Source organism: Streptomyces sp. NPDC091280, from assembly GCF_044768565.1.
Classification (GTDB): Bacteria; Actinomycetota; Actinomycetes; order Streptomycetales; family Streptomycetaceae; genus Streptomyces.
Genome location: NZ_JBIVUZ010000023.1, coordinates 81209 through 93654, shown reverse-complemented (window position 1 = coordinate 93654; position 12446 = coordinate 81209). Strand labels below are relative to the sequence as shown.

The following is a 12446-nucleotide window of genomic DNA, read 5'->3' as shown; positions in this document are numbered from 1 at the left end:
CACCGCCGCCGCGTTCGAGACCGTACGCGGCGGCGCCCACCACCTGTTGGCCACCGCCGGCGTGCAGCTGTCCCGCCTGCCGCCTGGCTCGGTGCAGTCCCACTGGGGCTACCGCCTTGGCGTCCTGCACACCGCGCTCGGCCAGCTCGACACGCTGAACCAAGAGTGGCTGCGCACCCGCGACGCCCTCCCAGCCGGTGCCACGCCAGGCACCCCGGCCTTCGACAACGCCCTCGCCGAGCACCACGCCGCGTGCTGGAGCCACCTCGACGACTGGGCCACCCACGGCCACATCATCGGCGACATCAACTTCGCTGCCCGGCACGCCCCTTCGCCTCTGGCACCCCCACCGCGGGCGACACCCACTGCGGCAGCCGGACGAACCGTCGAGGTGCGCCGGTGAGCACGGCCCCCGACGAGAGGGTCGAGGTCGACTACATCGCCCCGCGCCACCTCGCTGGCGGCGGCGATCCCAGATGGATCACCGTTCCCCTCCACCGAGCCTGCGGCTGGAGCCTGGACCACGACCCGCTGGCGCCCCGCGTCGTTCTTTCCAGCCCTGACCACAAGGCCCTGCTGCGACTGGAGCCCGACCCCGACCACCGGTGGTGGACCCTCCACCACGCGCCCGGACCGGCAACGCCGGCCTGGTACGCGAGTTTCGGAGCCCGCACGCCCGTTGAGTTCATCGCGGCCGTCACCGACGCCCTCACCGACCCCGCCGCGGACACGGCCGCGACACCGGACCCCTACGACGCACTGGTGCAGGCCCACTGGACTCCCACCGGTACGTGCAAGGGGCTGGTTTCTCCGGACGGTACGGCGTTCCTTCAACGCTCTGACGACGCGAGTCCGTGGTTCGCAACCGTCATGGTCAACGGCTCCCGGGTCGTGTGGCAGGCCCACTTCGGCGAACACACGCCGACCCGCCTGATGGCCGCGTTCGCCACCGCGATGACCGACCCCACCCCGGTCGCGCGCATCCTCGACACGCGGAGCCTGCCGACGCTCGACCCCCGCCTCATCACCCGTACCCGAGTCGGCATGCAGGCAGCGCTGGTCGCCTTCGCCCTGGACGACCGCCTGCGCACCCTCAGCGCCCGCCACGCTCCGCCCGCCGCACCACCGAGCGCCCCGCCCGGGCAACCGCCCGGCCCCGGCCGCAGCCGCTGATCCCTCCGTCCCCGCACCGGAGCACACCGCGCCCTTGCCTCCTTCCTCCAGCAACAACGACGGCTACGATCTCGCCTTCCGGCTCCTGCTGGGTGTCCTGGCCGTCGTGGTCCCCCTGTCCCACCTCGCCTGGCTGTCCGGCAACATCACCGCCCGTCTGACGGGCGGCGCCTGGGCGCCCTACCGGCCGACCACCGCCCTCCTGCACCCCGACCGGCTCTGGCCCGAGGTCGGAGAAACGTCGCTCCTGATCGGTGCGCGCATCGTCCCGACCGCCGTCTTCCTCGCCCTCGCAACCGGCGCCGGCCTCCTGTTGGCCCGGCACAAGAACCGCGGCGGCAGCCGCAAGAAGGTCACCGGTATGGCCAAGGCCCGGGACATCGACCCCCTGATGGCCAAGGCGATCACCGCCAAGGCCCGGTCCCTGCGCCCGAGTCTGAAGAACACAAAGCACATCGACGCCGCCGACACCGGCATCCTCCTCGGCAATCTCCAGGGCACCCGCCGTGAGGTGAGGATGGGGTACGAAGACGTGGCCGTCGCGATCATGGCCCCGCGCTCCGGCAAGACGACTTCGCTGGCGATCCCCTCGATTCTCAACGCGCCCGGCCCGGTCCTGCTCACCTCGAACAAGGCGGCGTCCGACGCCTACACCGCGACCCTCGACGCGCGGGCAGCCGTCGGCCGGACCTGGTCGATGGACCCGCAGCAGATCGCCCATGCTGACCGCACGATGTGGTGGAACCCCCTGGCCGACGCCAAGACGTTGGACGGCGCGGGCCGCCTGGCCGGACACTTCCTCGCCGCCTCCGTGGACGCCTCCCAGCAGGGCGACTTCTGGTCCAAGGCCGGCAGCAACATCCTCTCCCAGCTCTTCCTCGCCGCCGCGCTCGACGAACGGCCCATCTCGGACGTCATGCAGTGGCTCGCCTTCCCCGCCGACCGCACCCCGCTGGACATTCTCCGTGACCACGCTCTCACCGCGGTCGCCGCCCAGCTCAAGGGCACCGTCGAAGGCCCTCCCGAAACAAGGGACGGCATCTACGAGACCGCCCGCCAGTACGCCGCCGCCCTCCTCAACAGCGAGATCGCCGCCTGGGTGACACCGCAGAAGGACGTGGCGGAGTTCAAGCCGAGCGAGTTCGTCAACTCCCGCGACACGCTGTACCTGCTGTCCAAGGACGGCGGAGGCGGGGCCTCGGCATTGATCGCCGCGTGCGCGGACTCCGTGATGCGGGCCGCGACCACCCAGGCCGAACGCGCCGGCGGGCGCCTCGACCCGCCGATGCTCGCCATCCTCGACGAGGCCGCCAACGTGTGCCGCATCTCCGATCTGCCCGACCTCTACAGCCACTTGGGCTCGCGCGGCATCATCCCGATCACCATCCTGCAGTCCTACCGGCAGGGCCAGAAGGTCTGGTCGGACGCGGGCATGGACGCCCTGTGGTCCGCCTCCACCGTCAAGGTGATTGGTTCCGGCATCGACGACCCCGACTTCGCCGACAAGCTCTCCCGCCTCATCGGCGACCACGACGTCGAGACGACCTCGACCTCCACCTCCGAGTCGGGGAAGTCGACCTCGGTGTCGATGCGTCAGGAACGGATCCTGCCCGCGGACGGGATCCGCGCCCTGCCCAAGGGCACCGCCCTGCTCTTCGCCACCGGCCTGCGTGCCGCGATGCTCGACCTGCGCCCCTGGTACCAGGAACCCGGCGCCGACACTCTCGCCTCGGCTTCCTCCCGTGCGTCCAAAGCCATCACCGCGCGCGCCGTCGCCAAGGCCGCCCCCTCGCAAGACGGCTTCGGCGCGGCCGCATGAGTCCCGCAGCGCCTCTCCCGCACGGCCCGACCCAACCCGCAGCTGGCAGGGCATCCCAGGAGTCCTCGCCGCCACCGCCCGACCACTCTCTCGCGCTCCCGTCCGAGCTGGATGAAGCGCTCCTGGAGAAGGACGAGTTGGCCCGTGTCGCCGGCCGTCTGAGCTGGCAGCAGCGTGCCGGGCTCAGCGTTCTGGCGCGCTGTCCCTGCCGGATACGCCAACGGGCCGACGGGCGCCTGTACGTCGACACCCACTCGTCCTCACTCCTGCCGATCCGTACCTGGCAGGCGCTGGAACGCAAGGGCCTGGTCCATCGTGACCACGCCGCCCACCCTGCCTCCGCGCTCGGCCAACGCCTCGCCCTCACCCCGCGGGGACTGGCAGTCCTCAGCTATCGCCCCGGCAAGGTCTTCCCGCTCTCCGCCACCCGGCTGTGGCCGCCGGCGCCTCCCGCCCATCTGACCGCCGCACCCCGCCTTCCCGCCCACGGCAGCCGGGCCATCCACCGCTGATCTCCGAGCCACGGCATCGGGCGGCAAGGCCGTCTTCCCTGCCAGCAGTACCTGCCGATCGCTGTCCGGTGCCGAGAGCCGTTGAGGGCGGAGTTGAACGTGCGGACGGGGTGGGGCGGCGTCCTCCCGCTCCGCCGAGTTCCGACGAGGTGACCACGAACGGGTACTCCCCTGGACACGCCTCCGAGTCCGTCGGCGCACGCATCCGCCCTCAACCCGCCCTCCGCGTCGGCACGTTGAGGCCCCTTCATGTCCCATTTCCTTTCTCCCGGTCCGCCCACGGAGGCGCCCATGCACACCTACGAGCCCGACGACCTGGACACCATGCAGCCTCATCAAGCCGTGGGTGCCGTCCTCTCCGACCTGCGCGAGCACCGCGTCACCGGTGACGGAGACGGCCTGTTCACCGCCACCCGGCACATCGGCCTGCTCTGCCATCTGGCCGCCCGCATGGCCAGCGACATCGAGTACCAGCTCGTCGCGAACTCCTCGGGACTCTTCACGGCCCAGACCCTCGGGGAGACAACCGGGCACCTGGGACAGGCCATCGCCCACTACACCCAGGCCCTGGCCCCGCTCGCCGCCCTCGCCCAGCCCGCCGCACAGGCCCCCCTTCAGCAGCAGGCCGACGCGATCGACCGCCACCGTCACCTGCGCGTCCACCTCCACGATGCCGGGCAGGCCCTGGCCGCCGCCCGCGCCTGCCTCCAGGTGCCCCACCACCCCGGACCCCCGAACACGACGACCACCGCCGTGGCCGCGTCGGCGGTCGCGGCCGTACGGCGCCGCGCATGACCATGGTGCCCGCCGAATCCCTGCTGTTCGACGTGCCGCCACCGCTGACGCCCGTCGAGCGGCTGCTCCACCTCGCCAGCCAATACACCCGGCACAACGACGCACTCGACCTTCTCCTTGGCTCGGCGACCAGGCCCGATCCGCAGGCGCACGTCGCCTCCGCCCAGCGCCTGGCCTCCGACACCCGCGCCGCCGTCAAGGCCATCCAGGAGGAACGGCTCTACGAGAGCGCGGAGTTGACCGAGTGCGTGGTGCGGCTGAAGCAGCTCGCCTTCCTCGGTACCGCGTCCGCCGATCTGGGCATCGAGGCGGCCCGGGAGCTGACCGCGCTGGCTGGCGAAGCCGTGGTCGGCTGCGCCGCGCACCTCGCCGCGGAGAGTCGGCGAAGGCGCCCGCCGGCCGCCGCCGCACCGGGTGAACGGCTCACCGCCGCCGAGCGCACCGCCCTGGTGCAGATCGCCCGCGGCCACGTCGTGGCCAGCAGCTCGCTGGGGCGCCAGTTCACGCGGTGCAGGGAGCCCAAGGTCTGGATGAGCACGCTGCGGGTCCTGGAATCCGACAGTCTCGCCGAACGGATCCCGAACTCGGCTCCCGGCGCCTACACCGGCGGCCCGCCCCAGGAGCGCGTGCACCTCATCCCCGCCGGCATCACGGCCCTCGCCCGCGTCATCGCACCACTCGGAGCAAGCCCCGGCGCCACACCCAGTACGACGCCCCGCCCCGTGCCCATCGCCCCGCAGGCACCCAGCCGAGCCCGCTGAACCACCGTCCCTCCAGGAGCCACCCCATCCCCATACCCCCGCCCAACCTGCGCGACCAGGTCCCCCAACTCCGCGAACTGGCAGGGGACTTCGAAGTCCTCCGCGGACGCGTCCGTGACCTTTCCTGGCCTCCGGGCACGGTCGCGCTGCGCGGCATCGGCCCGCTCCTGCTCACCGCGCAGGACCTCACGGCCACCGCCCTGAAGCAGCTGAACGCCCTGGACGACAGCGCGTACGCCAGCCTCGCCGGAAGCCGCGCCGGCATGGAGCTGATGGCCTCGGTCGTCTACAGCTCCTCGCGCGCCGGCCACGACCTCGCCGGCGCGCTGTCCGCCAACCCCTACGCGGGCGCGCCGTTCGCCGGCTACCCGGCCGACACCGCCTCCTCGCGCACCGCGCGGCACGCCGAAGCGGTGCCGCGCATGGCCGAACACCTCGGTGGCGCCGCCCACCAGCTCGACCTGAGCGCGACCGGCTGCCACTACCTCGCCCACAGCATCACCGAGGACCTGAACCCGCCGCCGAGCCGCACGGCGGCATCCGCCCGGCGGGCAAAACCGGACCCGCGCTCACGCTCACGCAGTACGACGCCCTCAAGGCCCTCGCGGGCGGCGGACGGCTGTACGAGAGCGCGACCCGCGGGATGGGCGCCACCCGTGTCGCCACCGGCAACGGCACCCGCGTCTCCATCGCCACCTACCGGGCCCTGGACAACCGCGGACTCGTCACCGCTGACACCACCACCCCGCTGTACACGGGCCAGAAGATCACCGTCACCCAGGACGGGCACCGAGCCCTGGCACAGCCGCGCCCCTGGTCCGCGCCGACCTCCACACCTGCGACGACGCCCGTGACCGCCGTGGCAGAGGGAGCACGTCGATGACCGCGTACGCACCCGACGACCGGGTCATGGTCTCCCCGCGATACATGGCGGGCGCAGGCGACCGGATCGCGGATGCGCTGGGGCCCCTCATCCACCTGTTCGGCTGGACGTACGAGCACGACGCATCGACCGGGCGAATCACGGCCGACAGCCCCGAGGGCAGCCTGTTCGTCGACTTCAACCCCCTGCACCCGAGCGGCCGGTGGATCACCGTCGCCCACCATGAGCCTTACTGGGAAGCGGCGTTCAGCAGGGACGCACCGCTGGAAGCCGTCGCGGCCGTTACCCAGGCGCTTCCCCAGCTGCTCGGCGACACCCGCCATGCCGAGCGCATCCCGATCACGGACATGCCCCTGGACCAGATCGCCGAGCACAACCACTGGCACGCCGAGGCAGACGCCCTCATCTCACCCGACATGTACTGCCGCCTGGAACACGTACCCGGCGAGGCGACCGCCTGGCAGGTCGAGCACCTCTACCACCCGGACGCCCCCTTGGCCACCTTCACCCACGCCATCCCCGAGGGCCTCGTCCGGAACTTCTTCTCCCACCTGGCCACGCCCATGCCCGTCGAGCGGACCTACTCCGATGTCCCCCTCGGCACCCGGCACGGGCACACCATCCTCATCACACCGGTTCGCGGAGCCGCGATACACCCCCAAGCCCACCACACGCTCGCTCAGCTCGACCGCCACGGCCGATCACGCTGACCCTGCCCCTCATCACCACAGGCACCCCTGAGCGAAAAGGTTCTCTCCCTCAAACCCGCTCAACCCGCCGGGCAGCTCCTGGTGCTGGCAGCCGAATTCACCTGTTCCCACGATGCCCGCAGGCCACGTCACTTTCGACCCTTGGTTCGCTGCTCCCGCCATAGCGGGCAGCAACGCCCGGATTTCCACCGTCACCATCAAGGCCCTGGAGAGCCGGTCCCCGGTCTCCCGCGAGCCCTGCCCGCTCCCGACGCACACCGAACGCGTCCACCTCGCCCCCGGCGGGTGCCAGGCCATGGCCGCACTCCTGGCCCAGCACCGCCCCTCGCCCTGCGCTGCCACACCGCCGGCGGCGCGACGGGCAGCAGCCACCCGCGCCGCGCCCGCCCGCGCCTGGCAGCCGCCGCCCGCCCCAGCAACGGGCACAGCAGGTCCCGTGCACACCACGTCCGGCATGTCCGCATCCGATGCCGCCCCCTTCCAGCAATCCTCTCCCTCCCCTCGCCGTCCTTGACCGAAAGTCCCCCGTCATTTCCGAAACGCCTGCCCTCACATGCCTTTCTCTGGGTGCTGGTGTGCAGTCCAGCGCTCTGCTCACCCTGTCCGCACGAGGCGTCCTCCCTAAAGTCGACTACGCTATTTTCGCCGATACCGGCTGGGAACCTAAAGCGGTATACGCCCACCTCGACCGCCTGGAAAAGGAAATCGCCCGACCGGCCGGAATACCCATTCTCAGGGTTGCTTCGGGAAACATTCGCCACGATGCCCTCGATCCCGATCACCGGTTTGCCTCCATGCCCCTCTACGTCCTCAACCAGGATGGGAAACAGGGGATGACCAGGCGCCAGTGCACCGGGGAGTATAAAATTAAACCCATCAAGAAGAAGGTCCGGGACCTTCTCGGATATCCCTACCCGCAGCGTATCCCGAAGGATTTTTTCGTCGAGCAGTGGGTCGGCATCTCGACGGATGAATTTCACCGCGCCAAAGATGCTGACGTCCGGTACATGCGCAACCGGCACCCACTCATCGACCTGAACTGGTCCCGCGCGGACTGCATCCGCTATCTCACCTCAATCGGTCTGGCAGATACACCGAAATCGAGCTGTTTGGGATGTCCATTTCATGGAAACCAGCAGTGGAGAAATATCCGGGATACCAGTCCTGAGGAATGGCTGGACGTGGTCGCCTTCGATGCGGCCATCCGGCAGGGCAACGCCCGCGCGAACGCCTCCTGGAACCCCCTGCTGGGGCAGGCATACCTTCACCGCTCCCGCGTCCCCCTCGACGAGGCACCGATCGACCACGTCACAGCCGCCGAGTGGGCGGCCCGCCAGCAGAACCTCGACGACCAAGCCGCCGCCGTAGAAGAACTGGAGACGGGGGTGGTCGACGGCTGCTCCCCCTGGGCGTGCCGCGGTGCCGAACCCGAGCCGGTCCAGGACGACTTCGGACTGGCCTCGTGAGGCGGATCATCCTCGACCTGTTCGCCGGACCCGGCGGCTGGAGCCACGCGCTCACCGTGCTCGGCGCTCGGGATGTCGGCCTGGAGTGGGACGAGTGGGCCTGCAAGACCCGAGCCCGGGCAGGGCAGTTGACGATCCGGACCGATGTCGCCGTCTATCCGGCATGGATCTTCTCCGGCCGGGTGACCGGGGTGATCGCCTCCCCTCCCTGTCAGGCATGGAGCATGGCGGGCAAGCGGCTCGGGCTGCTCGACCAGCCCCTCGTCCACCAGGCTGTCGCCGATCTGGCCGCCGGACGCGACACCCGTGAGCAGTTGCTCGGCGCGTGCGCGGACGCTCGCTCGCTGCTGGCCGCCGAGCCCATGCGCTACCTGCACGCCCTGCACCTGGTCGGCGAGCCGGAGTGGGTGCTCATGGAGGAGGTCCCCGACGTCCTGCCGTTGTGGCGGCAGTACGCCGCGATCCTGCGGACCTGGGGGTTCTCCGTGTGGAGCGGCATCCTCAACGCCGCCGACTACGGCGTCCCCCAGACCAGGCGGCGGGCGATCCTGCTCGCCTCCCGCGTACGGACGGCCGGGCCCCCGCCGCCCACCCACGCCCAACTGGCCGAACCGGACAGCCTGTTCGGGCCGGGACGCGCACGGTGGGTGTCCATGGCCCAGGCCCTGGGCTGGGGCCGCACCGACGGTCCGGTGCCCACCGTGTGTGCGGGCGGCGGGCCGGGAGGCGGTCCCGAACCCTTCCCCTCCGGCTCCCGCAAGACCTTGACCGACGCCCGCGACCGCGGCACCTGGACACCCCACCCCGACACCGAACTCGCCCTGGCCTCCCGGGGGGAGGGCCCCGACTGGACTGCCAGGCCCGGTGAGAACCGTCCCGCAGATGCTCCCGCACCCACGTTCACCGCCCAGGCGCACCGCTGGGTGTGGTCGCTGCGCAGCAACAACCAGACCAACGCCACCGTGCGCCGTGCCGACGAACCCGCCGGCACCCTGTTCTTCGGCCACCGTGCCAACGAGTGCAGCTGGATCGCCGACACCGCCTCCGGTCTTCCGGATGGCGAGCAGCGTGTGGCGCCGGCCCCGGTCAAGATCACCGCGCGGGAAGCGGGAGTGCTGCAGAGCTTCCCCGCCGACTACCCCTGGCAGGGCAACAAGGGCCAGACCTTCTCACAGATCGGCAACGCCGTCCCTCCACGCCTGGCCGCCCACCTGCTCGCCCCGCACCTCAACAAGCCCTTCAACCCCGACGACTTCACCCTCGCCGCCTGATGCCACACACCCCCACCCCCGAACCCGATGAGGACGACGGCCTCGGCCTCCCGCCCGCGCCGAAGCCGGTCCACTACGCCGAGCAGGCCCTGCTCGGCGCCCTCCTCCTCCAGCCCGCGCGTCTGGCCGACACCGAGCCGCTGATCGCCCAGCACTTCGACAGCCACACCCACGCGATGCTGTTCACCGCGATCCGCACACTCCCTCCGCCCGACCCGGCCGACCACGCCAAGGACACCGCATGGCTCAACGCCGTGCTCCAGCACGCGCGTCCCCACGCTCCCGGCCTGAACGCCTCCTACCTGCACGGCCTCATCCAGTTCTGCCCCCGCGCCCAGCACGCGGCGGCGTACGCCCAGATGATCCGCGCCGACAACGCCCGCCGGGTCCTGCGCGCCCACGCCGAGCGCCTCGCCTCCACCGCGAGCGACCCCGGCCTGCCCAACCCGGTCGCCGCGACGCTCGGCATGGCCGACGACATCGGCCGCGTCCTGGACTCCCTCGCCGCACAGTTCACCCCGCACCCCGGCTCCTTCCCCCGCACCGCACTCCCGCCCGATGCGCCACGCAACGCCGGCGAGGAGGACCTCGACTACGAACGCCTCCTCCTGGCGACCGCCACCGCCTACCCGGCGCAGGTCCCGGACATGCGGTGGCTGACCGAGGCGGACTTCCTGCTGCCACTGCACGCCGCGCTCTGGCAGTCCATCACCGCCCTGGTCCACCGCGGCGACATGGTCGACCCCGTCACCGTCCTCGGCGAGGCCCAGCACCGCGGGCTGATCACCGGCACCCTCGCTCCCAAGGACCTGATGGCCCTGGTCTCCACGCCCGCAGGCTCCCCCGAGCACTGGGGCGAGAAGATCCTCCAGCGCTCTCTCCTCGCCCGCGCCCAGACGGTCGCCGCGCGGATCGCCGCCTACACCGACGACCTCGCCAACACCCCCCACCAACTGGTCACCGGCAGCCGCCGCGCCCTCGCGGACCTCAACTCCCTGCGAACCCGCTGGATGCGCGCCACCGCAGCCCCGCCCGCTCCCGGCGAAAGCCCGCCGCCACACCGCGGGCAACCGCCCCGCGCGACCGGGCCGCCGCCCCAGCCCGCACCACCCAGCCCACGCGCCCACCGATGACCCCTGCTACCAGGCCCGGCCATCCGCCGCCCGGGCCCGGACCCGAAACGAGCCCGCCCTTCCATGTCCGCCAGTCCTCCCGACGCCACCGTGCACCTCGACGCCAAGGTGTTCCTCGACGTCCACCCTGCCCACCCCACCGCCGTCGTCGCACGCCTGACCGGCAGCCACCACCGCACTGCCCAGGCCCTCCTGACCGCGCACGGCTTCGACCCCCTCGACGAACACACCATGGTCCTGGCCCGGATCGACCGCGAGGAACCGCACTGGGCCCAGAAGGCCACCCACGCCCTGCACGCCGAAGGCATCACCGCCGAGATCACCCCCGGCCTGCAGGAAGCCATCGCCGAGGAATGGACGTGGATCACCTACCCCGACCCCCGCCCCAGCCGCGACGAGATCCGCGAACGTACCGACCAGGCGCAGAAGATCCACGACGCCATCCGCGACGGCCGCCTCGTCATCCATGCCCACGCCCACGCCGGCACCGCCTGGGACACCCTGGCCGTCGGCACCTACCGCGACAGCGGCAAAAGCGTCCACCTGCAGGGCGAGGACCACCTGCGCCGCATCACCCACACCTACCCCTCACCGGCCCGGGCCCTCACCGCCTTCGAGCAGGCCAATGGCAAGGACGTATGCCCCGGCCCCGCACCCATGACCGACACCGAACGCGGCACCGCCCAGGCCCGGACCAGCCTCCAAACCCCTCACACCCCACCACCCGTACCTGAGCCGGTCACCGAAGAGGTACCCGCGTACGCGGCCGACCCCGGCGACCACGACGCTCTCCTTGACACGTTCCTCGACACCCACCGCGACTGGGAACGGTGGCGTACCTGGTCGGACGGCACCACGCACGCCATCCACGAGTCCCAGACCCTGCGCATCGAGCGCGTCCACGAGGCCCCCGCCCACGAGACCGCGTGGATCGTCGCCGCGTACGAGACGCCGGTCTCCGACCGGATGTGGGTTCTCACCGCGACCGGCGCCACCCCGGCCCCGGTCCTGGAGGAGCTGCTGGACCACCTTGCGTACGGTGGTGGTTGGGACACAGCGCCGGGCGCGCCGGTGGACGAGAGGACGGTCACCGCTGCCACCCAGCCCCTCAACGATGCCGGTTGGAACCACACGGTGGAAGGACGCTGGATCCGCTGGACGTCGCCGGCCGGGGACGCCGGCGTCTCCTTCGACGCCTTCGCCGCGCAGCACCCCGTCCAGAACCTGGCCACCTGGACAATCTGGGCCGGACCCCGTGCGGACCAGCCCACCTGGGCGCTCACCGCCTCCTCGTCCACTCCGAGTTCGCTACTGGCAAGCCTCTCCGAGGCCCTCGCCCACGGCGTGGGAGCGCGCCGGCATCACCCACAACCGACCGTACGAGTCGGCCACTGCGCCACCCACCAGCCGCCCAACCCACCACTCCAGCCGCCAGCCTCCCAGCGGCGCTGACACGTCGGCTGGACCGCCATTCCCCTCCGCCTGGGAGTGGGCGGGCAGACCGCCCCGTGATGTCCCTTGGCAGTCCGACCTGCCAGACCGGGAGGCGGAGCGTCCATCGTTCAGCGGGCAAGTAGCCCTGCCTCGGGCCGCGTTCGCTACCTCCGCGACGGACCAGCTCCCGTACGCGGCGGCCATGCCGACGAGAGCAGGCAGAACCCGGCCTCCAGCAGAGTGAGGTCTTCACTACGGCTGCGGACGCGGGTCCGAGCACGTTCTCGCCTTCACCACCTTCGCGGTGCGCCTCACATGCCATCGCCCCATCACCCCACGCAATGACGTCCCGAGCGCACGCACTCTCGCGGCGCCTACCGCAACCTCCTGGCCCGGCGCGACCCGCCCCTGCCGTCGGGCCGCGGCCCCGAATCGAGCCCGCTCTTCATGCCCGACCCGTCCCTCGACGCCCGCGTCCCCTTCGACATC

General features: G+C 71.4%; 12 protein-coding genes. All 12 read left to right on the top strand.

Annotated features, from left to right (window positions below):
• The first annotated feature begins 91 nt into the window (after positions 1-91).
• The 12 genes from ACIQPR_RS46000 to ACIQPR_RS45945 all read left to right on the top strand — a co-directional run bounded on the left by ACIQPR_RS46000 (position 92) and on the right by ACIQPR_RS45945 (position 11975).
• Positions 92-403, top strand: a complete 312-nt coding sequence (locus ACIQPR_RS46000) for a hypothetical protein (RefSeq protein ID WP_403662686.1) — start codon at positions 92-94, stop codon at positions 401-403.
• A complete protein-coding gene (locus tag ACIQPR_RS45995) occupies positions 400-1173 on the top strand; it encodes a DUF317 domain-containing protein (protein ID WP_403662683.1) in 774 nt (257 codons plus the stop codon). The genes ACIQPR_RS46000 and ACIQPR_RS45995 overlap by 4 nt, the downstream gene beginning before the upstream one ends.
• 34 nt (positions 1174-1207) lie before the next feature.
• Positions 1208-2992 (top strand): type IV secretory system conjugative DNA transfer family protein, encoded by a 1785-nt coding sequence (locus tag ACIQPR_RS45990; RefSeq protein ID WP_403662680.1) that lies wholly within the window; start codon positions 1208-1210, stop codon positions 2990-2992.
• Complete coding sequence (locus ACIQPR_RS45985) at positions 2989-3504, top strand: hypothetical protein (RefSeq protein ID WP_403662677.1); 516 nt, start codon at positions 2989-2991, stop codon at positions 3502-3504. The genes ACIQPR_RS45990 and ACIQPR_RS45985 overlap by 4 nt, the downstream gene beginning before the upstream one ends.
• Before the next feature lie 291 nt (positions 3505-3795).
• Positions 3796-4299, top strand: coding sequence for a hypothetical protein (locus ACIQPR_RS45980; protein ID WP_403662674.1), 504 nt, complete (start codon positions 3796-3798; stop codon positions 4297-4299).
• Positions 4296-5060, top strand: a complete 765-nt coding sequence (locus tag ACIQPR_RS45975; protein ID WP_403662671.1) for a hypothetical protein — start codon at positions 4296-4298, stop codon at positions 5058-5060. Before ACIQPR_RS45980 ends, ACIQPR_RS45975 begins: the two co-directional genes overlap by 4 nt.
• 643 nt (positions 5061-5703) lie before the next feature.
• Positions 5704-5943 (top strand): hypothetical protein, encoded by a 240-nt coding sequence (locus tag ACIQPR_RS45970; RefSeq protein ID WP_403662668.1) that lies wholly within the window; start codon positions 5704-5706, stop codon positions 5941-5943.
• Entirely contained in the window at positions 5940-6653 is a 714-nt protein-coding gene (locus ACIQPR_RS45965) for a DUF317 domain-containing protein (protein ID WP_403662665.1), read from the top strand. Before ACIQPR_RS45970 ends, ACIQPR_RS45965 begins: the two co-directional genes overlap by 4 nt.
• 590 nt (positions 6654-7243) lie before the next feature.
• Positions 7244-8119 carry a hypothetical protein gene (locus tag ACIQPR_RS45960; RefSeq protein WP_403662836.1) on the top strand — a complete coding sequence of 292 codons (876 nt, stop codon included), beginning with the start codon at positions 7244-7246 and terminating at the stop codon, positions 8117-8119.
• 5 nt (positions 8120-8124) lie between these two features.
• Positions 8125-9390: a DNA cytosine methyltransferase gene (locus ACIQPR_RS45955; protein WP_403662833.1), complete on the top strand. Its 1266-nt coding sequence runs from the start codon at positions 8125-8127 to the stop codon at positions 9388-9390.
• Positions 9390-10523, top strand: coding sequence for a DnaB-like helicase N-terminal domain-containing protein (locus ACIQPR_RS45950; RefSeq protein ID WP_403662662.1), 1134 nt, complete (start codon positions 9390-9392; stop codon positions 10521-10523). Before ACIQPR_RS45955 ends, ACIQPR_RS45950 begins: the two co-directional genes overlap by 1 nt.
• A gap of 63 nt (positions 10524-10586) precedes the next feature.
• Positions 10587-11975 carry a DUF317 domain-containing protein gene (locus ACIQPR_RS45945; RefSeq protein ID WP_403662659.1) on the top strand — a complete coding sequence of 463 codons (1389 nt, stop codon included), beginning with the start codon at positions 10587-10589 and terminating at the stop codon, positions 11973-11975.
• Positions 11976-12446 lie beyond the last annotated feature (471 nt).

What these genes read in the sequence shown, in the direction of transcription:
- ACIQPR_RS45965 (WP_403662665.1), top strand. Translation starts at nt 5,940, where the DNA reads ATGACCGCGTACGCACCCGACGACCGGGTCATGGTCTCCCCGCGATAC.
- ACIQPR_RS45980 (WP_403662674.1), top strand. Translation starts at nt 3,796, where the DNA reads ATGCACACCTACGAGCCCGACGACCTGGACACCATGCAGCCTCATCAA.
- ACIQPR_RS45950 (WP_403662662.1), top strand. Translation starts at nt 9,390, where the DNA reads ATGCCACACACCCCCACCCCCGAACCCGATGAGGACGACGGCCTCGGC.
- ACIQPR_RS45970 (WP_403662668.1), top strand. Translation starts at nt 5,704, where the DNA reads ATGGGCGCCACCCGTGTCGCCACCGGCAACGGCACCCGCGTCTCCATC.
- ACIQPR_RS45975 (WP_403662671.1), top strand. Translation starts at nt 4,296, where the DNA reads ATGACCATGGTGCCCGCCGAATCCCTGCTGTTCGACGTGCCGCCACCG.
- ACIQPR_RS45945 (WP_403662659.1), top strand. Translation starts at nt 10,587, where the DNA reads ATGTCCGCCAGTCCTCCCGACGCCACCGTGCACCTCGACGCCAAGGTG.
- ACIQPR_RS45985 (WP_403662677.1), top strand. Translation starts at nt 2,989, where the DNA reads ATGAGTCCCGCAGCGCCTCTCCCGCACGGCCCGACCCAACCCGCAGCT.